At 71.0% G+C, this 24466-nt stretch carries 20 protein-coding genes; 13 read left to right on the top strand and 7 right to left on the bottom strand.

Annotated features, from left to right (window positions below):
* The first annotated feature begins 116 nt into the window (after positions 1-116).
* Together KRR26_RS25230 and KRR26_RS25235 are read left to right on the top strand one after the other, a co-directional pair.
* Entirely contained in the window at positions 117-842 is a 726-nt protein-coding gene (locus KRR26_RS25230) for a DUF4142 domain-containing protein (protein ID WP_217081076.1), read from the top strand.
* A gap of 42 nt (positions 843-884) precedes the next feature.
* Positions 885-1154, top strand: a complete 270-nt coding sequence (locus KRR26_RS25235; protein ID WP_120209194.1) for a hypothetical protein — start codon at positions 885-887, stop codon at positions 1152-1154.
* Between the two features lie 51 nt (positions 1155-1205).
* Here KRR26_RS25235 and KRR26_RS25240 read toward each other — a convergent pair whose 3' ends face one another.
* A complete protein-coding gene (locus KRR26_RS25240) occupies positions 1206-3236 on the bottom strand; it encodes a S9 family peptidase (RefSeq protein WP_120209193.1) in 2031 nt (676 codons plus the stop codon).
* Positions 3237-3419: 183 nt separating this feature from the next.
* Here KRR26_RS25240 and KRR26_RS25245 point away from each other — a divergent pair, with 183 nt between their 5' ends.
* Complete coding sequence (locus tag KRR26_RS25245) at positions 3420-4043, top strand: DsbA family oxidoreductase (protein WP_120209192.1); 624 nt, start codon at positions 3420-3422, stop codon at positions 4041-4043.
* A gap of 1 nt (position 4044) precedes the next feature.
* On the opposite strand, the gene fliB is transcribed toward KRR26_RS25245, so the two are convergent.
* Complete coding sequence (gene fliB / locus KRR26_RS25250) at positions 4045-5289, bottom strand: flagellin lysine-N-methylase (protein WP_217081077.1); 1245 nt, start codon at positions 5287-5289, stop codon at positions 4045-4047.
* A 30-nt stretch (positions 5290-5319) separates the two neighbouring features.
* Positions 5320-8691 carry a TIGR02266 family protein gene (locus tag KRR26_RS25255; protein WP_217081078.1) on the bottom strand — a complete coding sequence of 1124 codons (3372 nt, stop codon included), beginning with the start codon at positions 8689-8691 and terminating at the stop codon, positions 5320-5322.
* Between the two features lie 153 nt (positions 8692-8844).
* On the opposite strand from KRR26_RS25255, the gene KRR26_RS25260 reads away from it, so the two are divergent.
* The 6 genes from KRR26_RS25260 (at position 8845) to nagZ (ending at position 16674) form a co-directional block, all read left to right on the top strand.
* Positions 8845-9984, top strand: a complete 1140-nt coding sequence (locus KRR26_RS25260; RefSeq protein WP_217081079.1) for a hypothetical protein — start codon at positions 8845-8847, stop codon at positions 9982-9984.
* 82 nt (positions 9985-10066) lie between these two features.
* Positions 10067-11215 (top strand): tetratricopeptide repeat protein, encoded by a 1149-nt coding sequence (locus KRR26_RS25265; RefSeq protein WP_217081080.1) that lies wholly within the window; start codon positions 10067-10069, stop codon positions 11213-11215.
* Positions 11216-11451: 236 nt separating this feature from the next.
* Complete coding sequence (locus KRR26_RS25270) at positions 11452-12480, top strand: AAA family ATPase (RefSeq protein ID WP_120209187.1); 1029 nt, start codon at positions 11452-11454, stop codon at positions 12478-12480.
* A 12-nt stretch (positions 12481-12492) separates the two neighbouring features.
* Positions 12493-13374: a DUF58 domain-containing protein gene (locus tag KRR26_RS25275; protein ID WP_120209186.1), complete on the top strand. Its 882-nt coding sequence runs from the start codon at positions 12493-12495 to the stop codon at positions 13372-13374.
* A complete protein-coding gene (locus tag KRR26_RS25280) occupies positions 13371-15470 on the top strand; it encodes a BatA domain-containing protein (protein ID WP_217081081.1) in 2100 nt (699 codons plus the stop codon). The genes KRR26_RS25275 and KRR26_RS25280 overlap by 4 nt, the downstream gene beginning before the upstream one ends.
* 139 nt (positions 15471-15609) lie before the next feature.
* Entirely contained in the window at positions 15610-16674 is a 1065-nt protein-coding gene (gene nagZ / locus KRR26_RS25285) for a beta-N-acetylhexosaminidase (protein WP_120209226.1), read from the top strand.
* A 46-nt stretch (positions 16675-16720) separates the two neighbouring features.
* On the opposite strand, the gene KRR26_RS25290 is transcribed toward nagZ, so the two are convergent.
* From KRR26_RS25290 to KRR26_RS25305, 4 genes are all read right to left on the bottom strand, one after another.
* Entirely contained in the window at positions 16721-17251 is a 531-nt protein-coding gene (locus tag KRR26_RS25290; RefSeq protein WP_120209184.1) for a hypothetical protein, read from the bottom strand.
* 204 nt (positions 17252-17455) lie between these two features.
* Positions 17456-18058 carry a thioredoxin-dependent thiol peroxidase gene (bcp, locus tag KRR26_RS25295; protein WP_217081082.1) on the bottom strand — a complete coding sequence of 201 codons (603 nt, stop codon included), beginning with the start codon at positions 18056-18058 and terminating at the stop codon, positions 17456-17458.
* Between the two features lie 44 nt (positions 18059-18102).
* Positions 18103-18588: a hypothetical protein gene (locus KRR26_RS25300; RefSeq protein ID WP_199723884.1), complete on the bottom strand. Its 486-nt coding sequence runs from the start codon at positions 18586-18588 to the stop codon at positions 18103-18105.
* Between the two features lie 79 nt (positions 18589-18667).
* Positions 18668-19993, bottom strand: coding sequence for a response regulator (locus KRR26_RS25305; RefSeq protein WP_120209182.1), 1326 nt, complete (start codon positions 19991-19993; stop codon positions 18668-18670).
* Between the two features lie 109 nt (positions 19994-20102).
* On the opposite strand from KRR26_RS25305, the gene KRR26_RS25310 reads away from it, so the two are divergent.
* The 4 genes from KRR26_RS25310 to KRR26_RS25325 all read left to right on the top strand — a co-directional run bounded on the left by KRR26_RS25310 (position 20103) and on the right by KRR26_RS25325 (position 24450).
* Complete coding sequence (locus tag KRR26_RS25310) at positions 20103-20459, top strand: MXAN_6627.5 family MYXO-CTERM protein (protein WP_120209181.1); 357 nt, start codon at positions 20103-20105, stop codon at positions 20457-20459.
* A 12-nt stretch (positions 20460-20471) separates the two neighbouring features.
* Positions 20472-21512 (top strand): methyltransferase, encoded by a 1041-nt coding sequence (locus KRR26_RS25315; protein WP_120209180.1) that lies wholly within the window; start codon positions 20472-20474, stop codon positions 21510-21512.
* An 87-nt stretch (positions 21513-21599) separates the two neighbouring features.
* Positions 21600-23045, top strand: a complete 1446-nt coding sequence (locus tag KRR26_RS25320; protein ID WP_217081083.1) for a UbiA family prenyltransferase — start codon at positions 21600-21602, stop codon at positions 23043-23045.
* Between the two features lie 13 nt (positions 23046-23058).
* Positions 23059-24450 (top strand): FAD-binding oxidoreductase, encoded by a 1392-nt coding sequence (locus tag KRR26_RS25325; RefSeq protein WP_120209178.1) that lies wholly within the window; start codon positions 23059-23061, stop codon positions 24448-24450.
* The last annotated feature ends 16 nt before the right edge of the window (positions 24451-24466 follow it).

Raw genomic sequence — 24466 nt, forward strand, 5'->3', positions numbered from 1 at the left:
CACCTCGGGAGCGCGCCGTTCGTGTGCTGGTGCACAGATGCGCGAGTCCCGCGCTGCGTGCCCTCGACGCGCCGTCCAATGTGCGCCCCGTCCGTTTTTCCGAAAGGGGAAGCACGATGAAGCGCACCACGCAGGGAGTCGTCCTCGCCGTCACGCTGCTGGCAGGCGGTATCTCACTGGCGCAGAGCGGAGCCTCATCCAAGGGCAAGAGCGCCGGAGGGATGACGGAGTACCGCGGGTTCTCGGCCCCCACCGATGAGAAGGCGCTCCTCGACCGGTTGCACGCGGTCAATCAAGGGGAGATCAAGGCGGGGAAGCTGGCCCTGCAGAACAGCCAGAGCCCGGACGTGAAGAGCTACGCGGAGCAGATGGTGCGGGACCACACCGCCATGGACCAGAAGGTCACCACGCTGGCGCAGGGCAAGGGCCTGAAGTTGGATGAAGCTCCCAAGGCGCTGGACGACGCGGAGAAGCGCTCCATGGCCGCGGACAAGGCCACCACGGAGCAACTCCAGGCGCTCAAGGGCGCGCCGTTCGACTCCGTGTACATGTCCAACCAGGTGGGCGCCCATGACCTGGCCATTGGGCAGGTGCTCGCCGCCCGTCATGGCATGAGCGGCTCGGGCGAGTTGGCCACGATGCTCACCGACCTGTCCCAGAAGCTGCCGCAGCACCGCGACATGGCCTATCAGGTGCTCGGCAAGCTGGGCGGTGCCATGGGCGTAGGCGGCTCCGGCGAGTCCAAGGGCATGAAGCACGGGGACATGCAGCACGGCGACATGCAGCACGGCGACATGCCGTCCGGCGGGACGACAGGCGGCTCGCCTTCGCCGCAGCCCTAGACGCCCCTTCCCTCGCCCGCCGTTCCGTGCGAGACGCGCCGCATGTTCCGTCCCGTGACTGTCACCGTCCTCATCAGCCTCGCGAGCCTCCTCGGCGGCTGCTCCAACAACGCCGACACCATCTGCGACCGCCGCAAGGAATGCGTCAACGACAGGACCAACACGGGCGCGTGCGCGAACGACATCAGCGCGTGGCAGAAGGACAACAAGGACCGCGAGGCGCGCGCCGCCGAGTGCGCGGACTGCGTGAGCAGCCGCTCCTGCGCGGAGATCTTCTCGCACTGCATCGACGACTGCCTGGGCATTCCATAGACACCGAGGGCCGCGCGACACCGTGCGCGGCCCCCGGAGGACTTCACGCCACTACTTGCCGGTCCACTGGTCCAGCCAGCCCAGCACCTCGTCGTGCCACTGCACGCTGTTGGCGGGCTTCACCACCCAGTGGTTCTCGTCCGGGAAGTAGAGCAGCTTGGACGGGATGCCCTTGCGCTGGAGCGCCGTGAAGGTGGACAGGCCCTGCGTGTCCACCACGCGGTAGTCCCGGCCGCCGTGCACCACCATCATCGGCGTCTTCCACTTGGCCACGTGGTCGATGGGGTTGTGCTTCGCGTAGGACTCCGGGTTCTCCCACGGCGTGCCCTGGTGCTCCCACTCGGGGAACCACAGCTCCTCGGTGTCGAAGTAGGCCAGCCGCTCGTCCAGGTTGCCGTCGTGGTTCACCAGGCACTTGAACCCGTCCGGCCAGTTGCCGGCGATCCAGTTGATCATGAACCCGCCGTAGCTCGCGCCCAGCGCGCACATGCGGTCCTTCGCGATGAACGGGTAGCGCTGCAGCGCCGCGGCCAGGCCCTTCTGCAAGTCCTCCAGCGGCTTGCCGCCCCAGTCCCCGCGGATGGCGTCCGTGAAGCCCTGGCCGTAGCCGGTGGAGCCATGGAAGTCGACCATCACCGCCACATAGCCATGGCCCGCGTACACCTGCGGGTTCCATCGATAGTGGAAGTGGTTGCCGAAGCTGCCCTGCGGACCGCCGTGGATGAGGAAGGCCAGCGGGTACTGGCGCTTGGGGTCGAAGTTCGCCGGCTTCACGATGTAGCCGTGCACCTTCTCGCCATTCCAGCCCGGGAAGTCGAACTGCTCGAAGGCGCCGAACTGGATGCGCGACATCGCGTCCGCGTTGACGGTCGTGAGCTGGCGCACGCCGGAGCCGTCCGCCTTCATGGCGAACAGGTCCCCGGGCGAGTCCAGGTCGTCATACGTGTACACGACCTGCCCGCCCGCCGCGGGCTGCGCCTCGCCCGCGTTGCCTTCCTTCTGGAGCCCGCGCACCTTGCCGCTCGCCACGTCGATGGCGAACACGAGGTGCTGCCCCACGTCATCCGCGGTCGTGTAGAGCGTGGCGCCGTCGTTGCTCCACGCCAGTCCGCTGGCGGAGCGGTCCCACGCCTCCGTGAGCACGCGCTCCTGTCCACCCGGCCAACTGCGCAGGACGATGCGCAGCCGGTCCGCCTCGTAGCCCGGGCGCGCCATGGCCAGGTACGCCAGCGTCTTGCCATCGGGGCTGAAGACGGGGCTGGTGTCCGTGGCGCGGTTCTTCTCGGTGAGCTTGCGCGGCTTGACCTTGCCGTCGATGGGGGACTGGAAGAGGTCCAGGTCGGTTGACCACGCCTCGGTGTGGCCCACGTCGCGCGCGGTGAACACCACGCTCTTGCCGTCCGGCGCGAAGGTGAACTCCTCCGGGCCACCAAAGGGCTTGGAGGGCGCGTCCGCGTCCATGCCCTTCATGATGTCCACGGGCGTGCCGCCAGCCACGGGAACCACGAACAGGTGCGAGCGCGTGCCGTCCTTCCACGTGTCCCAGTGACGCGCGAAGAGCTTGTCGTAGCTGCGACCGGTGGCCTTCTGCTTCGAGCGCTCGGTGGCGCGCTGCGCGTTGCAGTCCAGCGTGGCGCAGTCCGGGAACACCTCCATGGCCACGGCGAGCGACTGGCCATCGCGAGACAGGGCGAAGGCGCCCACGTCCAGCGGGAGCTTCGTCACCGGCAGGGGCTCGCCGCCGTCCACCGGCAGGCGCCACACCTGCGAGGAGCCGCCGCGCGAGGACAGGAAGAAGAGGCTCTTGCCGTCCGGCGACCAGACAGGCTGGTCATCGCTGTCCGGGTGCGAGGTGAGCTGGCGCAGGCCGCTCCCGTCGAGGTTGACGAGCCACAGGTCCGTACGGCCGCGGTTGGCTTCCATGTCCGTGGTGCGGAGCACGAAGGCCACCTGCTTGCCGTCCGGAGACACGCGCGGGCCGCTCAGCCTGCGCATCATGACCTGGTCCTGGATGGTGAACGGCCGAGCACTCGCCGAAGGGGTGGCGTTGAGTGCCAGGGCCGCGAGAAGCGACAGGGGCAAGGGGTCCTCCCGAAGGTGCGCCCGGTCCCCTCCTCCGTGGAGGGAGACGGGGGCGCGGCTGGGGGGTGGACGGTGCCCGCTCCTCCGGGCCCTGTCCACCCACGGACCGCACAACACCCGAGCGCGCCCGACATGCCCGAGCATGAGTGGTGAGCGCCACGACGCGGTGTTACAGGACGCGCCATGAGCACGCCCGTGACGATTCGCGTCTGGTCCGACTTCGTGTGCCCCTGGTGCTACGTCGGCCTTTCCGAGGTGGAGAAGCTGCGCAAGGAGTACGACGTCCAGGTGGACTGGCGCCCCTTCTTCCTCCGCCCGGAGACCCCGCCCGAGGGACTCCCCCTCCCCGAGTACGTGCGGGAGCGGATGAAGGACCCGAACAACCCGCTCAAGGTCCGCGCCGCCCAGGCCGGGCTGACGATGGTGCACCGCGACATCATCCCCTCGACGCGCCGTGCCCACGAGGCCACCGAGTTCGCGCGCGACGCGGGCAAGCTGGACCCGTTCCATGCCGCGGTGCTCCGCCGGTACTGGACCGAAGGACAGAACCTCTGGGAGTTCGAGACGCTCCGCGGCGCGGCCCAGGATGCCGGGGTGGATCCGGACGCACTGCAACGCGCCCTCGAGGAAGGCCGCTACACAAAGCGCGTGGAGGAGTCCGTGCGCGAGGCCCAGGGGCTGGGCGTCAACGCGGTGCCCACCTTCGTCCTGGGCGAGCGCTTCGCGCTGCAAGGCGCCCAGGAGTACGACATCTTCCGTCAGGCGATGCAGCGGCTGGGCGCGACCCCGCGCGCCAAGCAGCCCTGACTCACAGCCCCTTCACCAGCACGAGCAGGCGCGCGCGGGTCTCGGCGCCGCCGTTCCCCGCGAGCCCTTGCGCGAAAGCGAGGAACTGCGGCGCCTGCTCCACGTGCTTGGCCACGAGTTGGAAGCACTCCACCGCGGCGGCGTCCAGCCACGCCACGTCGGGCGCGGCCCCATTGCTCGCCACCACCGAGGGGTGCCCCAGGAGCGTCCAGCGCACCACCGAGGCGCGCAGCGCGAGCCGGAACACCGCGTCCAGCAGGCTCGGGGACTCGGTGAGCGGGTGGCGCAGCACGTGGTTGCGCGCGTGGTTCATGAAGTACTGGCGCAGGCGCTCGCCGTGCGTCGCCTCCAGGCGCTCACGCCGCTCGCGATGCAGCCCCCAGGCTTCGTCTGGCGAGAACGCCTCGCCGCCATAGTGGGCCATCACCTGCTGCGCGAACGTGCGGAAGCGCGCGTTCGTCGTCGCGCTCGCGCGGGCCTTGAGCACCGCGGCGCAGATGCCCGCCCACGGGCCTCCAGGCAGCTCCAGGCCGCTCAGCTCCGCGTGCAGCGCGGCCAGCGTATCGGGGGACTCGAACGCCTCCAGCACCGACTCCACGCGCGCGGGCTCGGACTCCGGAGCGAGTCCATCCAACACGCTCGCCAGCCGCCCGAGGACATGGAGCCGCGACGCCAGCGGCAGCTCGCGCACCGAGAGGAGGCGCAGCATCGCGGCGCGCACCGCGTCCGCAGGGTGGACCCACGCGCGGGCCTTGTCGTCGGGCAGCACCTGTCGCGCGGTCTCCGCGCGTGGCACGTGCGCCTCGGACACGGACTCGGGCTCCAGCGCGTCCTCCGCGAGCAGGCACAGGCGCGCGGTCTCGGGACACGCGAGCGAGCCCGCCATCTCCAACTGTTCTCCCCAGCGGGTGATGACGCGCGGGAAGACGGAGCAGCCATCCGGCAACACCGGCTCGCCGTGGCGACGCTGGAGCGAGCAGAGCTTGTCCGCATCGAGGAAGCCGCAGTGGCCGTCCTCGCGCTTGCCGAGCAGCCCCGCGAGCGGACCCGCGCTGCCCTCGGGGTTGGGCGTGATGAGCGCCTGGACGCGCGCGGCATCCGGTGTCCCCTCGACGCGGTCGCGCAGGAGCCGCCAGCGAGACTCGCTGATGGGCACCGTCAGGCCCGAGCAGCAGGTGTCCTCGCACGCCTCCGCGATGCAGCGGAAGCGCGACATGTAGCGCGGCGCCCTCGCGGCAGCCTCCATGCTCGACCTCTCCTCGGGACTGCGTGGGGGCTACTTGCCGCGCCCCAGCACCTTCTTGAGCTTGCCCCAGAAGTTGCCGGCGCGTTCCTTGAGGTCGGCGCCCCGGCGCGCCTCGGCGGCGGAGACCGCCTCCTTGCTGACCTGGAGCTGCTTCTGAAGCTCCTCGGGCGAGTAGCGCGTGGCGAGCGTCGCCTTCACTTCCTTGCGCGTGGAGTACTCGCGCGCCTCGACGTGCAGCACGCATTCCGAGTCGAGCTTGAGCGTCACCGCCACGCGCACGGAGCCCTTCGGCCCCCGAGGCAATCCCTCGATGCGCACGGTGCCCAGGTACTCGTTGGCGGAGATGTGATTGTCCTCCCCTTGAAACACGGACAGCTCGAGGAACTCCTCGTTGTCCTTGTTCGTGGTGATGGCGAAGGAGCGCTGCGCGGGCAACGGGCTGTTGCGCTCGATGACGCGCTTGAACGCACCGCCCGGCATCGCCAGGCCGATGGTCATGGGCAGCACGTCGATGAGCACCACGCTGCTCACCTTGTCCACCGAGCCCGAGTACAGCGCCGCGCCCAGAGCCACTGCCTCGTCCGCGTTGACGCTGGCCTGCGCGTTCTTGGAGAACAGCCCCTTGAGCTTGTCGCGGACGAGCGGCATGCGGCTCATGCCGCCCACCAGGATGATGTCGTCCACGTCCGCGGCCTTGAGCTTCGCGTCCAGCAGCACGTCCCGCACCACGTCCACGGTGCGGTTGAGCAGCGGATCGCAAATCTTCTCCAGCTCCTGCCGCGTGAGGATGACGCGCAGGTCGCGAGGGCGGCCCGCGTCGTCCATCATCAGCATGGGGATGTGGACCTCGAACGTGGAGCGCTCGGACAGCGCCATCTTCGCGCGCTCGGCCGCGTCGCTCACGCGCGACAGGGCGATGCCGTCGCCGCTGAAGGCGATGCCTTCCTTCTCCTGGAAGCGCTCCAGGAGGAAGTCGACGATGAGGTTGTCGAAGTCGATGCCGCCCAGGAAGATGTCGCCGCCGGTGCCGAGCACCTCGAAGACGTTCTTCTCGATGCGAAGAATCGTGGCGTCGAAGGTGCCGCCGCCCAGGTCGTAGACGAGGACCTTCTTGTTCAGCTCGCGGTTGAGGCCGTAGGCGAGCGCCGCCGAGGTGGGCTCGTTGAGGATGCGCTCCACCTTGAGGCCGCACATCGCGCCGGACTTGCGCACCGCTTCACGCTGCGGCTCCGAGTAGTACGCGGGGACCGTCACGACCGCGCGCTCGACCTTCTGGTTGAGGTGCGCCTCGGCCATCTCCTTGCACTCCTTCAGGATGATGGCCTGCACTTCCTCCAGGGACAGCACGTTGTCGCCCATGCGCACTGCGGCGCGGCCAGCGGCGTCGGGGACGATTTCGTAGTGGAAGCGCTCGCGGACCTGCTTCACCACGGCGCTCTCGTACGGACGGCCCACCAAGCGCTTCGCGCCGTAGATGGTCTGCGTGGGGCGCAGCACGAGCTGGTTCTTGGCCCGGTGGCTCACCAGCAGCTTGTTCTGCGCGTTGAGCGAGATGACCGAGGGGATGGTGTTGTAGCCCTCGCGCGAGCGCAGGACGACGGGGCGCCCGTTGGAGAGCAGCGCCACGCAGGAGTTCGTCGTGCCCAGGTCGATGCCGATGACCGGCCCCGTCCCGGAGAGCGCGGGCGGAGGAGGCAGGAAGACGCTGCGCGGCTGCCCCTGCTCATTGAAGGCCGCGGGCGGCGGCGCGGGGGCGGGAGGGGGAGGCGCGGGCCGAAGCACCGTGGGCGTCGCGGGCGGAGGAGGCGCGGCCGGGGCCTGACGCACGGTGGGCGGAAGCACCGGCGTGGGCGGCGCGGGAGGAGGCACCGCGGGAGTGGGCCGGGCCGCCGACGCGCCCGAAGGCGACGCGCGGAAGAGCTCCAGCGGCGTGTCCTCGGCCACCTCGAAGTCGAACTCGATGCCACCACCCGCCGCGGGGGCGGGAGGCGGACGCATCGCCGCGGCAGGAGGCGGAGGCGGCGCGCGCGGTGCAGCAACGGGAGGAGGAGGCGGCGTGCGCGGCGCAGCGACAGGAGGAGGCGGCGCGGCCTCCATGGCCTCGGAGAAGTCGAGATCGAAGTCGAGGCTGCTCGCGGCGGGCTTCGGCGGCGTGCGCGGCGCAGCGACGGGAGGAGGCGGCGCTTCCTCCATGGCCTCGGAGAAGTCGAGGTCGAAGTCGAGGCTGCTCGCGGCGGGCTTCGGCGGAACCACTGGAGGAGGAGGAGCGGCCGCGGCGCGAGGCGGCGCTTCCTCCACGGCATCCGAGAAGTCGAGGTCGAACTCCATCGCACCGCTCGCGGGCTTCGGCGGAGCAGCGGCCGCGGCGACACGAGGGGGCGGCGGCGCCTCCTCGACCACATCGGAGAAGTCGAGGTCGAAGTCGAGCCCGCCGCCCGCGGGCTTCGGCGGAGCCGCCGGAACCGCGGTCGCGGCGACGCGAGGGGGAGGCGGTGGTGCCTCCTCCATCGCGTCCGACAGGTCCATGTCGAACTCGGCGGGCGCCGGCGAGGGACGCCCCGCCCCGGCAGGCGCGGAGGCATCGACCGCCTCGGAGAGATCCAGCTCGAACTCCATGCCCCCCGAGCCGCGCGACGACGGGGAACCGTCGTCCGAGGACTCCACCTCCAGCGTGACCCCCACTTCGATGGGCGGCTCGTCGCCGGGCGCGCCGGCGGACTCCACCTCGAACTCCAGCCCGGGCAACGGCTCGTCCTCGGTGAGGACGCCCGTCACGGTGGGAGGCGGCGAACCAGAGATGAGCTCGTCGAGCGGGATGTCCACGTCGCTGTCCGCGACCGGCGGAGGCAACGCGAACGGATCCTCCACGGGCGCCGCGGGGCCATCCGCGGACTCCAGGTCATCGAACAGGGAGTCGAGGCCCGCGCTCCCCGGCGTGACGGGCACGGGAGTCGGCGGCACGGGGACCGGCGACACGCGCGACGCCGCGGCACGCGCCATCACGGGGGCCACCGGCGCCACCACGGGCGCGATGGACGGCAACACGCTCGCGGCGGGCGCGGGCGCGGCCGGGCGGCTCTGGAGCATCAGGTCCACGAGCGCGCGGCTCGCGGTGTCCAGCTCCTCGAACTGGAGGCCCATGCCCGGCGGGCCCGCGGGGTCGTTCACCTCGCGCACCCACCGCACGGTGGCGGTGCCCTGGAGCACGCGCACGCCGCCGGCGATCTGCACCTCGAAGCGCACCGGCGTGTTCACCGGCTGCGGCGTTCGAGACCGGATGAACATGCCCCCCGGGCTCAGATTGGTGGCGAACTCCTCGGCGAAGCTCCCCACGGACTCGTGCTTGAGCCTCACCAGCAGGCCAACCGCCTTGCGGTCCGTGGTGCGCCGACCTTGTTCCATGGGGCCCACTGTCGCGGCACGCGGCGTCCGGCTCAAGTGGGATGTGAGCCCTGGGTCGGCTGTCAGGTCACACCCAGGCAGCAGGTGCGCACGCAACCCACCTCCACCTTCCTGTACCATGTCCGGCCGCTTGCCTTGGGGCAGGAGGCCTCCATGGATTCGGTTGCGCTCGGCATGTCCGCCCGACGACGCGTGGGTTGGCTGGTGAGTCCCGGACATGACCTGGGCTGCACGCTGGGAGGCGTGGCGGCGAGCCTCGCGCTCGTCGCGTTGCATGTCGGGGCCGGCGTGAGCAGCGTGCTCTTGTGGTGGCTGTGGGTGCTGGCGCTCGATGGCCCGCATGTGTTCGCCACGCTGTCCCGCACCTACCTGGATGCGCGCGAGTGGCGCACGCGCGGACGGCTGCTGTGGAGCAGCCTGGGGTGGTTCCTGGCGGGGCCGCTGGCGTTCGTGCTGTCGGGCGTGGTGGGCAATCGGGGGCCCTTCGTGGTGTTCCTCTCACTGGCCGCGCTGTGGGCGTACTGGCACGTGGTGCGGCAGCACTCCGGCATCCTCGCGCTGTACCAGCGCAAGGGCGGCGAGACGGACGCGCGCGAGCGGCGGCTGGACAGCGTCACGCTCTATGTCGGGTTGCTCGCGCCCTTCGTGGCGTTCCTGCTGACGCATGCCGGGGCCCGGCGAAGGCTGGGCCTCGCGGGCCCGCCCACCTGGGAGGTCGGGGTGGCGTGGGGGTGTTTGGGGGCGGTGCTCGCCGTGGTGCTCGCGCAGGGGGGCTGGCAGGGCTGGCGTTGGCGGACGGGGCGCGGCGTCCATGGCCCCAAGGTGTTGATGCTGGCGGCGGCGCTCGGGCTCACGGCCGTGGTGTTCTGGCCGCCGATTTCCGCGCGAATGGATTTCGTGATGTTCGCGGTCGCCGTCACGGCATTCCACAACGTGCAGTATCACGGCATTGTCTGGTTCTATCACCGCAATCGCTATCACGCGCCCGGCGTGGAGCCCGCGACGTATGGGTTGGCGCCGCGCGTGAGTCAGCGATTCGTCCTCTACGCGGCCTGTGGCGTGGCGTTCACGCTGGTGTATCGCGGACTCGGCTGTGGGCTCGGCGTACACCCAGGCTGCGGGGAATTCGATGCACACCTTCCGTTGGTGGCAGGGCTGACCCTGCGTGACTTCATGGAGGGCGCCATCTGGGGTGTGGCGCTGCATCACTACTACCTGGACCAGCACATCTGGCGGGTGCGCCGCGATGAGGGGCTGAGCCGCGATTTGAAACTGGGCACTGAAACAGCGTGAGGCGGCGCGCGAGGGCGAGGGCTCGGTATGCTCGGGCGTCGCGGGAGTCCGCTCGGGCGATGTGCAAGGGGAGTCCATGGGTGTGGAAGACTTGAAGGGCGTTCGGGGGGATACGGCGCGACCGGAGGAAGTGGCCCAGGCCCTCGTCGATCGCGCCAACGAGCTGGGCGAGCAGGAGCGGTTCGAAGAGGCACTGCCCTTCTATGACGAGGTGCTGCAGTGGTTCAGTCGCGCGGGCGGCCCCGTCGTGCGCTTCCACGTGGCGCGCGCGCACCTGAGCAAGTCCATGACGCTGGTGCAGCTCAACCGCTCGCACGAGGCGGTGGACGCGTGTGACGCCACCATCCAGTGGTTCGGCGGCGACGGCGGGCCGCTCCAGTCGTGGGTGGCGCAGACCCTGCTCTACAAGGCCGTGGCGCTGGTGCAGTTGGACCGCCACGAGGAAGCGGCGGCGCTCTACGAGGACGTGGCGCGCCGGCTGGATGGCACGGTGGAGCCGGAGCTGCGCGTGCTGGTGGCCGAGGCCCTGCTGCGCCGGGCCATCCTCCTGCGCCAGTTGGAGAAGGCCGAGGAGGCGCTGGCCGCGCACGACGAGCTGGTGCAGCGCTTCGGGGACGCCGAGGAGGAGGAGCTGCGCGAGCTGGTGGCCCGCGCGCTCGTCTTCAAGGCGTCCTTCCTGGGCAAGCTGGACCGGCGCGAGGAGGAGCTGGCCACGTTCCACGAGGTGGGTCAGCGGTTCGGCTCCGCGCCAGAGCCCTCGCTGCGCATGGAGGCGGCCCGGGCGCTCATCTGCCGCGCTGAAATCCTGTTGCAGTTGCAGCGCGTGGACGAAGGGCTGGCGGGCTTCGACGACGTCGTGGCGCGCTTCGGTGACGCCTCGGACATGCCCTTGCGCGAGCGGGTGACGAACGCCCTCAACACGGTGGGCTTCAAGCTCCTGTGCGAGGCCAAGCGCCTGTGGCCGGAGGATCGCGAGCGGGCCCTGGCGCTCTTGGAGAAGGCGCGCACGCGGATCGCCACCGCGCTCGAACGGCGGCCGGGCTACCCCATGGCCCTGGGGAACGCGGGCTACATCGCCTTCCTCCAGGGCCGGCGCGAGGAGGCCCGCACGCTCCTCCTGGAAGCGCTGCGCAGCGGCGGCGAGAAGACGCGCGAGACAGGGCTCAAGGACTCCACCATCCACTCCGTCCCCGAGGACGAGGAGTTCCGCGCGCTCGTGCGCGGCCTGTGACGGCGGGCCCGCGTGTCCGCCAGGCCGCATTGGCTTCGCCCCGGAGAGCGCCCCCGGCGCGGATGACGCGCGCGGCTCGCCGGGGGGCCTGCCGACCGGCACGGCCCTCCCCCCGCCCCTGGGTGTGCGCCACCGGAATAGGGGTGGGCCCCAACGGTTGCCAGCACACGCCCGGGGGCCTCCGGCGGTGGAAACCCTTGGTCCCCGTGGCGTACGCCGGATAAGAGAACCCCTCCATGGAAAGCGCCGCCTCCGCCCCCCACCCGCCGCCCGACGCATCCAGCGACGACCTGCGCGCCGTCGAGGAGCTCGCCCAGGCCCGGAACCAGATTGTCGCGCAGATTGAAAAGCGCGTCGTGGGTCAGCGGGACGTGGTGGAGCACCTGCTGATCTCACTCTTCAGCCGCGGCCACTGCCTCTTCGTGGGCGTGCCGGGACTCGCCAAGACGCTGCTCATCTCCACGCTGGCGGACGTCCTCAACCTGTCCTTCAACCGCATCCAGTTCACGCCGGACCTGATGCCCTCGGACATCACCGGCACGGACATCCTGGAAGAGGACAAGGCCACCGGCCGCCGCGCCTTCCGCTTCATGCAGGGGCCGCTGTTCGCCAACATCATCCTGGCGGACGAGGTCAACCGCACCCCGCCCAAGACGCAGGCCGCCCTGCTCCAGGCCATGCAGGAGTACCGCGTCACCGCCGGTGGCCGCACGTACCCGCTCGACCTGCCCTTCCTCGTCTTCGCCACCCAGAACCCCATCGAGCAGGAGGGCACGTATCCGCTGCCCGAGGCCCAGCTCGACCGCTTCATGTTCCTGGTGGACGTGGGCTACCCCACGGCCGAGGAGGAGGTGCAGATCGTCAAGAGCACCACCGGCACCGCGCAGCCCAAACTGGAGAAGATTCTCTCCCCCGAGCGCATCCTCGCCCTGCAGGAGCTGGTGCGGCGCGTGCCCGTGCCGGACCACGTGGTGCGCTACGCGGTGGAGCTGGTGCGGCACACGCGGCCCAAGGAGCCCGGCGTGCCGGACTTCGTGGCGAAGAACGTGTCGTGGGGCGCGGGCCCTCGCGCCAGCCAGTATCTGGTGCTGGCGGCCAAGGCGCGCGCCATCCTGTCCGGGCGCTTCGTGGCCACGGTCGAGGACGTGCGGGCCCTGGCGCGGCCGGTGCTGCGGCACCGCGTGCTGCCCAACTTCACGGCCGAGAGCGAGGGCATCACCTCCGTGAAGCTCATCGACCAGCTCCTCACGGTGGTGAAGGGCTAGCGCGCCCACCCCATGTCGCTGCTCGACGCCCAGACGCTGTCCCGGTTGCAGGGGGTGAAGCTGCGCGCCCGCGCGGTGATGGAGGGCGTGCTGTCCGGCCTCCACAAGAGCCCGCACCAGGGGCAGAGCGTGGAGTTCGCCGAGCACAAGGAATACGCGCCGGGCGACGAGCTGCGCCACCTCGACTGGAAGGCGTACGGCAAGTTCGACAAGTACTACGTCAAGCGCTTCGAGCACGAGACGAACCTGCGCGCGGTGATGGTCGTGGATGCGTCCGCGTCCATGGGCTACCGCAGCGGAGCGCTGTCCAAGTTGGAGGTGGCCACCACGCTGGCCGGCGCGCTGAGCTACCTGCTCGTGCGGCAGCAGGACGCGGCCGGGCTCTCGCTGATGGTGGGCGGCGCGTTCCGAGACGTCCCCCCGCGCGCGTCCGCGGGACACCTCAACGTGCTGCTGGACGCGCTGGAGCACGCGAGCGCCGAGGGCCCCACGGACCTGGGCAGCGCGGCGGATCACCTGGCGGAAGTGCTCCCGCGCCGCTCCACCGTCATCGTGCTGTCGGACCTGCTGGATGAGCGGCAGGAGGCGCTGAAGCGCGTGCTCGCGCTGCGCCAGCGCAAGAACGACGTGGCGGTGTTCCACCTCGTGGATCCCGCCGAGCTGACGTTCCCCTTCGATGACCCCACCCTCTTCCTGGACATGGAAGGCGAGGGGCGCATCGAGGTGAACCCGCGCGAAATCAAGCAGAGCTACCTGGAGGAGTTCGGCGCGTTCCTCGCGGACGTGAAGGCCCGCTGCGCCGAGGCCGACGTGGACTACGAGCTGGTGCGCACCGACGAGCGCCTGGATGACGTGCTGCTGCGCTTCCTCTCGCGACGCGGGAGGCGCCGGTGACGTTCGGCAACCCGTGGTTCCTGCTCGGCGCGCTGGGGGCGTTCATCCCGCTCTTGGTGCACCTGTTCGACCGGCGCCGTCCCCGGCCGCATCCCTTCGGACCGATGGCCTTCGTGCTGCGCAGCCAGAAGCGCACCGCCAGCCGCCTGAAGCTCAAGCGCCTGCTGCTGTACGCGCTGCGCACGCTCATCCTGTTGGCGATCCCCTTCGCGCTGGCGAAGCCGGAGTGGCGCAACGACGCGCAGGCCGCCACGGTGACGCACGGCCCGGCGGCCACCGCCATCATCCTGGACGCCTCGCTGTCCATGCGCTGGTCCGACGGCACTCCACTGTTCGAGCAGGGCCGCGACGAGGCCCGCGACGCGCTGAAGGATCTGCTGCCCGAGGAGCCCGCCACGGTGCTCGTGTGCACGGACACGCCGGCGCCTCCGCCGACGCCGGGGTTCGACCGGGCTCGGCTGCGCGCGCTGGTGGACGAGGCTCGGCCCACCTACGCCGGCGCGGACCTGTCGCGGTGCTTGGAGCTGGCGGCGCGGACGCTGGAAGAGAGCCCGCTGGCGGGCAAGCGGCTCGTGGTCGTCTCGGACATGACCGCGAGCGCCTTCCGCCTGGAGTCTCCACCGCCCACGGTGAAGGGCCCCACGGGCACGCCCGTGAAGCCCGAGGTGGTGCTGCGCGACGTGGCCCGCTCGCGCGAGGCGCTCGACAACCACGCGCTGGTGGACCTGAAGGTGGAGCCCGCCCTTCAGGCCGGCCCTCGCGCGTTCCAGTTCACCTTCACGGTGCGCAACTTCGGCATGAAGCCGGTGAAGGACCTGGAGGCGCTCGTGCGCGTGGGCGAGGCGACGCTGGCCAAGGGCTTCGTGGACGTGCCCGCGGGCGGCACCACGCAGAAGGCGCTCACGGTGCGCTTCCCCCAGGGCGGCACGGTGGCGGGCGCGGTGACGCTGGCGCCGGACGCGCTCGGCGAGGATGACCGGCGCGCCTTCGTCCTGCCCGTGCCGCGCGCGCTCAAGGCCCTGGTCGTCAACGGCGCGCCCCACGCCACGCGCTATCGCGACGAGGCCTTCTTCGTGGACGCGGCCCTCACCTCGCCGGGCTCGCCCGTGGAGGCGGTGGTGCGCGACGCGGAGGTGGGGCTGCGCGAGGACTTCTCCGCCTATGACCTGGTGCTGCTGCTCAACGTGGCGGCGCCCACGGAGGACGAGGCGCAGAAGCTGACCGCGTTCGTCCAGGCGGGCGGCGGTCTCTTCATCAGCATGGGCGACCGAGTGGACCCGGAGGCGTACAACCAGCGGCTGGGCGCGCTGCTGCCCCGCGCGCTGCGGCTCGTGCGCACCAGCGCCGAGCGCGAGTCCCCCGACGCGGACACCAAGGCGACGCGGCTGGCGCAGGTGAAGCAGGAGCATCCGCTGTTCGCGCCCTTCACGGGCTCGGCGGAGGAGGGGCTCGTGGGCGCGCGCTTCTACCGGTACATGCTGCTGGAGGCGGACAACCCGGCGGCGGCGGGCGGCAGCCAGGTGTTGGCCACCTACGAGGACGGCGCCCCAGCCGTGGCGGTGGCGCGCAAGGGCAAGGGGCGCGTGGCGCTGTTCACCAGCACGGTGGATCGCGACTGGAGCGACTTCTCCATCCGCACCAGCTTCCTGCCGCTGATGCAGCGCTTCGCCGCGTACCTCACGGGCTCGCTGGACGAGCACGAGGCCGTGCACGCGCGCGTGGGTGAGGCGGTGACGCTGCGCCCCGACGGCGCGCAGAAGGTGACCGCGGTACGCGCACCGGATGGGAGCGAGCTGCCCCTGAAGGCCCAGCCGGACAGCTCGTTCGTCGTGGGGCCAGTGCGCGAGCCGGGCGTGTATCGGGTGCTCGGCGCGGACAGCAAGCCGGTGCCCGCGCTGGACTTCGCGGCCACGCTGGACCCCGCCGAGAGCGACCTCACGCGCGTGCCCCCCGAGACGCTCACCGCGTACTTCGGTGAGGACACCGTGAAGGCCTCCACCGGAGACACCAACAAGCCCGCCGTGCCGCTGTGGACGTGGCTTATCCTCACCGCGTGCCTCGCGTTCTTCCTGGAGGGCACCCTGCTGCGCAAGTAGGCGCGTGCCCGGGGCCCTGACAAGCAGCCGACGTCCGCGTCCTCGCCCCGCGCGTGGAGTCCCCCACCGAGGGCGCGGTCTGCCAGACTGCGGCGCCGTGAGCCCCTCCGCCCTCTACCGCGACTGCGCCCGCCTCTTCATGGTGGGCTTCCCTGGCACCCACGTCGACGCCGACTTGGCGGCGCTGATGGACGACGGCATCTCCGGCGCCATCCTCTTCAAGCGCAACGTGGGCTCCGCGAGCGAGACCGCCGCGCTGTGCCAGGCGCTGAAGACGCGCGCGGGCCGTCCCTTCATCCTCTCCGTGGATCAAGAAGGGGGCCGCGTGGCCCGGCTGCGCGGCGCGCCCTTCACCGCGCTGCCCCCCATGCGCGAGCTGGGACAGCGCGGCGACGAGGCCCTGGCCGAGCGCGTGGGCCGGCTGCTCGCGCACGAGCTGCGCGCGCTGGGCTTCGACTGGGACTTCGCGCCCGTGCTCGACGTGGACACCAACCCGGCCAACCCCGTCATCGGAGACCGCAGCTTCGGGCGCGAGCCGGAGGTCGTGGCGCGCCTGGGCGTGGCGCTCGCGCGCGGGCTGGAGGCGGGCGGCGTCGCGTCGTGCGGCAAGCACTTCCCCGGACATGGCGACACCACCACGGACAGCCACCTCACCCTGCCCCGCCTCGCACATGACCTGGAACGGCTGCGACGCGTGGAGCTGGTGCCCTTCCAGGCCTTCGCTCGGGCGGGGCTCGCGTCGCTGATGACGGCGCATGTGCTCTTCGACGCGCTGGAGCCCGGCGTGCCCGCCACCATGAGCACGCGCGTGCTGGAGGGGCTGCTGCGCCGCGAGCTGGGCTTCGACGGCGTGCTCGTCAGCGATGACCTGGAGATGAAGGCCATCGCGGACCACTACTCGGTGGAGGAGGCCACGGTGCAGGGCACGCTCGCGGGCGTGGACCTGTTCCTCGTGTGCCACAAGGCCGACGTGCAGCGGCGGGCCATCGAGGCGCTCGTGAAGGCGGTGGAGTCGGGCCGCGTGCCGCGCTCGCGCCTCGCCGAGGCCCATCGTCGGCTCGACGCGCTCGTCGCGCGCTTCGTGCGACCTCCGGAGGACCGGCTCGCTCAGCTGGGCAGTGCGGAGCACCGCGCGCTCGCCGAGGGGCTCGCCAGCGTCGTCACGGGACGGGACCCCACCGAGGTGATGCTGGCGGCGCGGTGAGGTCGGACCGCTCGCCCGCGGAGCGTTCCGCGGGCGGGCGAGGGGTTCAGCGGTTGCGCATGTAGATGGGCGTCACGGCCTCGTGCACGAAGTTCTCCTCGTAGCCGCGCACGTGGGGCCGCAGGTCCGTGACGTACTGCCCGCCCACGCCCGTGGCGGTGGGCGAGTACTCGGCGCCACCGAACTCCGCGTAGCGCGTGCGCATCATCCCGCCCGCGTCATCGAACTTGGAGTTGTTCGACTTGCCCTCGTTCTGCGGCGTGCGCGGATCGATGCTCGAACCAATCTCCTTGATGGTCTGGTTGTAGCCGCGGTCCACGGTCAGCACGTGCGGCGGCAGCGTCGCGGCCGGGTGCCCCTCGTGCGCGGCGGCAGGAGACTCATGGCCCTGCTGCTCGGCGACGTTGTACAGGGCCTCGGGCTGCGTGCCGCGCTGCGCGAAGGCATTGCCCCGCGACTCGTCCGGCTGCCGTCCGCCGGTCTCCGGCAGGTCACCGCAGGCCGTGCCCAGCAGCATGCCCGCCACCAGGACCGCCGCACCACTCCACCGCCGAATGCCTCGCTCGTGCATCGTCATCTCTTCTCCACGTCTTGCGCAGTCCCCGAGGAAATGGTCACGCCCGACCGCTTCCGCCACCGAGCGACCCATCGCTGGCTCGTCCGGGAAGGCCAACCCTCGTTCGGGGAGAGCGAGGGTTCGACCGCGCCCCAGGCATACACGGTCTTCGAATTCCTGTCCCGCCAGGAGTGCGGCGCCATCAGGGCGGGACGAGGCCACCCATCAGCGGCCCGCGGGCTTCTTCTTCGCCGCCGGAGCCTTCTTGGCGGCGGGCGCCTTCTTCACGGCCGGGGCCTTCCTGGCCGCTGGAGCCTTCGCGGCCGGGGCCTTCTTCGCGGCGGGCTTCGCCTCGGCGGACGCGCCGCCCTGGAGCGTGGCCAGCACCTCCGCCACGTGGCCGGTCACCTTCACCTTGGGCCACACGTGCTGGACCTTGCCGTCCGGTCCGATGAGGAAGGTGGCGCGGGTGATGCCCAGGAACTTGCGGCCATAGAGGGACTTCTCGCCCCACACGCCGTACGCCTCGGCCAGCGCGTGGCCGGGATCCACCAGCAGCGGGAAGGCGAGGTGGAACTTGGCGGCGAACTTCAGGTGGCTCTTCGCGTCGTCCGGCGACACGCCGAGCACCACCGCGCCCGCCTTCTGGAGCGCGGCGTGCTCGCTCTGGAAGTCACACGCCTCCGTCGTACAGCCGGGCGTGTTGTCCTTCGGATAGAAGTAGAGGACGACGTGCTTGCCTCGGAGCCGGGCCAGCGACACGGCGTTGCCGCTCTGGTCGGACAGCTCGAAGCCGGGGGCTTGCTCACCTGCTTGGGGCATGGGCATGGGGCGGCGTTTCTACTCCAAACTCCGCCCGCCCACAGTTCCCGTCAGTGCGAGTCCTGCCCGTCCTCGCCGGGCGGGTGGCTGTTCGCCTCCAACTGCGTGAGGTCCGCGTGGCACTGCGCCAGGGCGCGGCGCACCAGCTCGCGCGAGGCGTCCGTGCGCGACTCGCCCAGCTTCTTGGCCAGCGCCTCGCACGCGGCGCGCTTGGCGTCCACGCCGCTGGCGCCCGGCCCCGTCGAACCGGGCGTGGCCAGGGGCTGAGGGGGCAGCTCGCCACGGGCCGCGCGCAGCGCCTTGAGCCGCTTGTCCGCCTCGGCGCGGGCCTTGGACTCCTGGGGCACCGCCTCGAACTCGGCGACGACCTCGTCCCAGCGGGCGTCGCGCGCGGAGAGGCCGCGGGTGGTCAGTTCCTGGTACTTCGCTTCCGCCTTCTGCAACTGCTCGGGCCCCTTGTCGGAGTCACAGCCCGGGAGGGCGAGCAGTCCCATCAGCAGCAGCGCGGTGGAGAGTCGGGGGCGGGAAATCATCATCGAGAAGAGGCTCCTCCTGCTGGCCTCCGCCTTAAACCACGACCCACGGGCTCCGTCGTGGCCCGCGTCGCCTGCTCGCTCAGCCCCGCTTGTCCAGGATGCCCAGCGACATCATCGCCACGAGGAAGCCGTAGACGACATGGTCCGGCCGGTTGGCGTACGCGAGCAGCTCCGCCACGGTGCGGTTGCCGTCAATCTTGGGCAGCAGCTCCGCCTCCCACCGCTCCAGCTCCACTTCGTTGAACTGGTACGCGGGGGCGACGGCGGGGATGAGCCGGTCCTCGGGCTGGAGCAGGCGGCGCAGGCGCTCGGGCTTGTAGAGCTTCTTGATGCCGCGAACGATGAGGTTGCCCGGGTGCACGTCCAGCTTGATGGACTCCGAGGAGGCCTTCTCCTTGAAGCTCATCACGTAGGTGCCGTCCTCCCAGGAGAACAGCGAGTAGATGATGGCCTTCACCTGCTGGCCCACGTAGTAGAGCCGCTCGGTGTCCTTGAGCAGGCCGCGCTCCACGAGCACGTCGCCGGTGCGCCGGTTGCTCTGCGCCGCCACGGCGGACGCGTCCTGGAGCTGCTCGGGTTTGATCTTCCCCACGCGCACCAGGAACTGGCCGAAGCGGTCCGCCAGCAGGTTCGACAGGGCGAACACCGGCGTGCCCTTCTCGAAATAGACGACCTTCTTCACCTTGCCGCGCTGGATGCCCAGCTCGCCCGTCTCGCGGGACAGGTAGAAGGCGGTGAGCAGCGAGGGCAGGTTGTCGCGCAGCTCGCCCCGGCGGCTGCCCGGAGAGCCGGAGCCCACGGGCAGCGGATCCGGCGGCCGCCCCGGCGTGGGCGGACGCACCTGGGTGGCCGAGACCTTCTGCATGGGGCTGGCGGTGAGGTTGGCGCCGCGAATCTCCGCGGTGATGTTGCCGCCGCCCGTCACCTTGATGCGGCCCGTCAGCTCCATGACGTCCTGTGGGCCCTCCTCCTCCACGTCGATGTCCAGCTCGACCTCGAAGGCGTCCTGGAGCGAGTTGCCCGCGGGGGCCTTCTTCTCCGCGGGGAGCACCCGCGCCACGGCCTCCAGGAGCTTCTGCGCCTCGAAGGGCTTCTCGAAGTAGCCGGCCGCCGCGTACTTCTGGCGCGCCTCCAGGGCGTGCTTGCCGCCCTTGAAGACGCCGGTGATGAAGAGCAGCGGGAGCTGGGGGTTGTCCTTCCGGAGCGCGTCCGCGAGGTGGTACCCCATCATGTCGGGCAGCAGGATATCCAGCACCGCGCAGCCGGGAGGCTGGGCCCGGGCGGCCTCGATGCCCTGCTTGCCCCGGCTGGCCCCCACCACCTCGTACCCCGCGTCCTCGAACAACTGCGTGAGGAGGGAGAGGAGCTCCGGGTTGTCGTCCACGACAAGGATTCGGGGGGCCATCGCGGGCAATACCGTACCAGATGCGGGCAACCTGTCAGACAAGTGTTTCGGGACGGATGCGGGGAAGGATGCATCCGCCCCGCCAGGGGGGTAGGGTGCCCCCCTCGTGATGTCCAGCCTCCGCCCGCGTTCGTTCATTTTCGGCCTGCTGACCTGCCTTGCCCTGCTGTCCACCTCGCTCGCGCATGCACAACCGGGTTCTCCTCCGGATGGAGGCGCGCCGGATGCCTCCACGGGCGGACCGGGCAAGGATGACCCGGGCGAGGAAGACGATGGAACCGGGCGGGTGAACACCAAGTGCCGCAGCAGCAGCGACTGCAACATGCGGTTCACCTGCCAGGCCGGGACGTGCAAGTACACCGGCGTCCGGCAGGCGGAGACCTCGGGGTGCCTGTTGGGGCCCGAGGCCGCGCTGGTGCTGGTGGGGCTGGCCGCGGTGGCCGTGCCCCGGCGACGTCGCCACTAAGCGGGGGCGGACATGCGGTTGGGCATCAAGGCGGACAACCTGTTGGAGCGCGTGGCGGACTTCCTCAACCTCGCCCCCCAGCCGCTGGCCCACGCCTTCTTCGGGATGATGGCGTCGCGCACCCTGATGGCGGGTGCGCGGCTGGGCGTCTACGCGGCGCTGGCGGATGGCCCGGCCACCCCGGACGCGCTGGCCACCCGACTGAAACTCTCCAGCGAGGGCACCCGCGCCCTGCTCGACGCGCTGGTCGCGTGCGAGGTGGTGGAGCGCGTGCGCGGTCGCTACAAGCTGGCGGCGCGCGCGAGCCGCTGGTTGGATCCGCGCTCGCCACAGTCCATCACCGCCTTCCTCGAGTTCAACTACGCCCAGTGGGACTGGTGGGGTCAGCTCGAGGACGTGGTGCGGAGGGGCCAGTCGGTCAACATCCACGACTTCGCGCCGGATGACCCGCGCTGGCGCGACTACATCCACGCGATGTACCAGCTCGCGCGGCTGGCGGCCCCGGAGGTCGTCTCGGCCATCCCGCTGCCGCGGGGCGCGCGCCACGTGCTGGACCTGGGCGGCGCGCACGGCTGGTTCGCCGCCGAGCTGTGCCGCAAGCACCGGGGCCTGAAGGCCACCGTGGTGGACCTGGAGGGCAGCGCGCGCGTGGGGCGGGACATCATCGCCAACGCGGGGCTGGCCCACCTCGTCACGCACCGCGAGGGCAACCTGCTCACCCATGATTTGGGCGGCCCGCATGACGGCGTGCTGCTGTTCCAGGTGGTGCACCACCTGACGCCCGAGCAGAACGTGGCGCTGCTGCGGCGGATCCGCACCGCGCTGTCACCCAAGGGGACGCTGGCGGTGCTGGAGTACCTGCGCGAGGACGCGGAGACGCCTCAAGGCTCCGCGCCCCTCATCGGCCTGCACTACTGCCTGACGTCGGGCGCGGCGGCCTACACTCCCGCCGAGGTGGAAGGCTTCCTCGACGACGCCGGTTTCGACATCCACCAGAGCCGGCCCATCCGCCACCTGCCCCTCCAGACGCTCCTCATCGCCCGCCCGGCCTGAGCGGCCCCTCCCCCTGCGGGCGAACCCCGCCGAGAGGGGAGGCCGTGCTCCAGGCCCACCTCTCGCGCTACCCTGCCCTCTCCGCCCATGCTGCCCGAGGCCCCCCTTCCCCCATCCGAGCGCGTGCCGCTCGCCGTCGACCTGGACGGCACGCTGGTGCTCACGGACACGCTCCACGAGAGCCTGCTGGTGCTGTTCAAGCGGGCGCCCTGGCTGCTGCTGCTCGCGCCGCTCTGGATGCTCCGGGGCAAGGCCTTCTTCAAGGCCGAGGTCGCTCGCCGGGCCTCGCTGGATGCCGCCGTGCTGCCGTACCACGGGCCCCTGCTGGCCTTCCTCCAGGAGGAGCGGGCGCAAGGCCGGCGGCTCGTGCTGGCCACGGCGGCGGACCGCCGCATCGCCGACGCGGTGGCCGCGCACCTGGGCCTCTTCGACGCGGTGCACGCCAGCGACGGGCAGGTGAACCTGTCCGGCGCGCGCAAGCTGGCGAGGCTGAAGGAAGCGGTGGGCACGTTCGACTACGCGGGCAACGACGCGGTGGACCTGCCGCTGTGGCGTGAGTCCCGGCAGGTGGTGGTGGCGAACGCCTCCGCGAGCGTGCTCAGGCGCGCGCGCGAGTTGGGCCGGCCCATGCATCGCGTCTTCGAGCGCCCCGCCACCCGCGCGCGCACCTGGGTGAAGGCGCTGCGCGTGCACCAGTGGGCGAAGAACGCGCTCGTGTTCGTCCCGCTCCTGGCCGCGCACAAGGCCCAGCACCCGCGCATGGTCCTGGAGTCGGTGCTGGCCTTCCTGGCCTTCAGCCTGTGCGCCTCCAGCGTGTACGTGCTCAACGACCTGCTGGACCTGGAGTCGGACCGGCGACACCCGACCAAGAAGGCGCGGCCGTTCGCGGCGGGCACGTTGTCCGTGCGCGCGGGCGCGATGATGGCGCCGGTGCTGCTCGCGGCGGGCGCGGCGCTGGCGTTGGCGCTGCTGCCTCCCGCGTTCGCGGCGCTCCTGGGCGTGTATTACGGGCTGACGCTCGCGTACTCGGTGCGGCTCAAGCAGGTGGTGATGCTGGACGTGCTGGTGCTCGCGGGGCTCTACACGGTTCGCATCTTCGGCGGCTCGCTGGCGGTGGGCGTGCCCACGTCGAGCTGGCTGCTCATGTTCAGCACCTTCCTCTTCCTGTCGCTGGCGCTGGTGAAGCGGCTGAGCGAGGTGCGGCGGCTGCGGCTGGCCAATGAATCGGCGGCGCACGGGCGCGGCTATCTGGCGCAGGACTACGAGCAGCTCGCGAGCCTGGGCGCGGCGGCGGGACAGGTGTCCGTGCTGGTGCTCGCGCTCTACATCACCAGCAAGGAAGTCACCGCGCTGTACACGCATCCGGAGCGCCTGTGGTTGCTCTGCCCGGTGATGCTGTATTGGGTGGGCCGGGTGTGGGTGCTGGCGCATCGTGGACAGGTGAACGAGGACCCGCTCCTCTTCGCGCTGCGCGACAAGGTGAGCTACGCGGTCGGGGTCGTCGCCGCGCTGGTGCTGTGGGCCGCCACATGAGGATGCAGGAGCGATGAGGTCACCGCAGTCCTGGGGACGATTTCCCCGCGTCGCGCAAGAAACCCGCGCCCTCACGTGGCGCTCGGACGCGCTGCCGTCCGCGCCGGGGACGCTGCTGCCGCACGGGTTGGGGCGCAGCTACGGGGACTCGTGCCTCAACGCGGACGGCACGCTGCTGCTCACCTCCGCGCTGGACCGACTCATCGACTTCGACCCGGCCACGGGCGTGCTGCGCTGCGAGTCGGGCGTCACGCTGGACACGGTGCTGCGGTTGGTCGCGCCGCGCGGCTGGTTCCTCCCGGTGACGCCGGGCACCAAGTACGTGACGGTGGGCGGAGCCATCGCCAACGACGTGCACGGCAAGAACCACCACCGCGGCGGCACCTTCGGGCGGTATGTGCGGAGGTTCGAGCTCTTGCGCTCGGATGGCACCCGCCGCGTCTGCGCGCCGGACGAGAATCCGGATTGGTACGGCGCCACCATCGGTGGGCTGGGGCTCACGGGCCTCATCACCTGGGCCGAGGTGCAGCTCGTGCCCATCCGCAACCCGTACATCCTCCAGGAGACGGTGCCCTGCGAGAACCTGGACGCGTTCCTCGACGTGGCCCGGGCCTCGGAGGCGGACTACGAGTTCACCATGGCGTGGGTGGACTGTCTGGCCCGAGGCCGCAAGCTGGGCCGGGGCCTCTTGTTCCGAGGCAACTTCGCGCCGCCGCAGTTCGACGGGCTGCCGCTGGCCAAGAGCCACCTGTCGCACGGCTCGGGGCTCGCGGTGCCGGTGGACATGCCGGCGTTCTGTCTCAACCGGCTGTCCGTGTCCGCGTTCAACTGGCTCTACTACCACCGCCAGCGCGGGCGTCCTCGGCAGCGGCTCACGCACTACGACCCGTTCTTCTATCCGCTGGACGCCATCTACGGCTGGAACCGCATCTACGGCGCGCGGGGCTTCCTCCAGTTCCAGTGCGTGGTGCCCTACTCCACCGCGCGCGACGCCTTGCGCGAGATTCTCGAGCGCAGCTCGCGCGGCGGCGTGCCCAGCTTCCTGTCCGTGCTGAAGACGTTCGGGGACATCCCGTCGCCGGGCTGGCTGTCCTTCCCGCGCCAGGGCGTGACGCTGGCCATGGACTTCGCCAACCGCGGCGAGAAGACGTGGCGGCTGGTGGAGGACCTGGACCGACTGACGCGCGAGGCGGGCGGCGCGGTGTATCCCGCGAAGGACGCGCGCATGAGTCCGGAGAGCTTCGCGGCGTACTTCCCTCGGCGCGAGCAGTTCCTGCCGTACCTCGACCCGGCGTTCTCGTCCTCCTTCTGGCGGCGGGTGAATCCCGCCACCCCCTCCCTGCCCGCGTTGGAAGGCAGCGCGGACGGCGCCACGCCGCCCGTGTCGCTGCTGGCCATCCGCTGAGCCCCCGGGCACAACG

The organism is Citreicoccus inhibens (assembly GCF_019039035.1).
GTDB lineage: Bacteria > Myxococcota > Myxococcia > Myxococcales > Myxococcaceae > Citreicoccus > Citreicoccus inhibens.

Excerpts from the sequence above, each read along its gene's own strand:
- KRR26_RS25230 (WP_217081076.1), top strand. The coding sequence starts at position 117 with ATGAAGCGCACCACGCAGGGAGTCGTCCTCGCCGTCACGCTGCTGGCA.
- KRR26_RS25235 (WP_120209194.1), top strand. The coding sequence starts at position 885 with ATGTTCCGTCCCGTGACTGTCACCGTCCTCATCAGCCTCGCGAGCCTC.
- KRR26_RS25245 (WP_120209192.1), top strand. The coding sequence starts at position 3,420 with ATGAGCACGCCCGTGACGATTCGCGTCTGGTCCGACTTCGTGTGCCCC.
- fliB (WP_217081077.1), bottom strand. The coding sequence starts at position 5,289 with ATGGAGGCTGCCGCGAGGGCGCCGCGCTACATGTCGCGCTTCCGCTGC.
- KRR26_RS25255 (WP_217081078.1), bottom strand. The coding sequence starts at position 8,691 with ATGGAACAAGGTCGGCGCACCACGGACCGCAAGGCGGTTGGCCTGCTG.
- KRR26_RS25260 (WP_217081079.1), top strand. The coding sequence starts at position 8,845 with ATGGATTCGGTTGCGCTCGGCATGTCCGCCCGACGACGCGTGGGTTGG.
- KRR26_RS25270 (WP_120209187.1), top strand. The coding sequence starts at position 11,452 with ATGGAAAGCGCCGCCTCCGCCCCCCACCCGCCGCCCGACGCATCCAGC.
- KRR26_RS25275 (WP_120209186.1), top strand. The coding sequence starts at position 12,493 with ATGTCGCTGCTCGACGCCCAGACGCTGTCCCGGTTGCAGGGGGTGAAG.
- nagZ (WP_120209226.1), top strand. The coding sequence starts at position 15,610 with ATGGTGGGCTTCCCTGGCACCCACGTCGACGCCGACTTGGCGGCGCTG.
- KRR26_RS25290 (WP_120209184.1), bottom strand. The coding sequence starts at position 17,251 with ATGACGATGCACGAGCGAGGCATTCGGCGGTGGAGTGGTGCGGCGGTC.
- bcp (WP_217081082.1), bottom strand. The coding sequence starts at position 18,058 with ATGCCCATGCCCCAAGCAGGTGAGCAAGCCCCCGGCTTCGAGCTGTCC.
- KRR26_RS25300 (WP_199723884.1), bottom strand. The coding sequence starts at position 18,588 with ATGATGATTTCCCGCCCCCGACTCTCCACCGCGCTGCTGCTGATGGGA.
- KRR26_RS25305 (WP_120209182.1), bottom strand. The coding sequence starts at position 19,993 with ATGGCCCCCCGAATCCTTGTCGTGGACGACAACCCGGAGCTCCTCTCC.
- KRR26_RS25310 (WP_120209181.1), top strand. The coding sequence starts at position 20,103 with ATGTCCAGCCTCCGCCCGCGTTCGTTCATTTTCGGCCTGCTGACCTGC.
- KRR26_RS25315 (WP_120209180.1), top strand. The coding sequence starts at position 20,472 with ATGCGGTTGGGCATCAAGGCGGACAACCTGTTGGAGCGCGTGGCGGAC.
- KRR26_RS25320 (WP_217081083.1), top strand. The coding sequence starts at position 21,600 with ATGCTGCCCGAGGCCCCCCTTCCCCCATCCGAGCGCGTGCCGCTCGCC.
- KRR26_RS25325 (WP_120209178.1), top strand. The coding sequence starts at position 23,059 with ATGAGGTCACCGCAGTCCTGGGGACGATTTCCCCGCGTCGCGCAAGAA.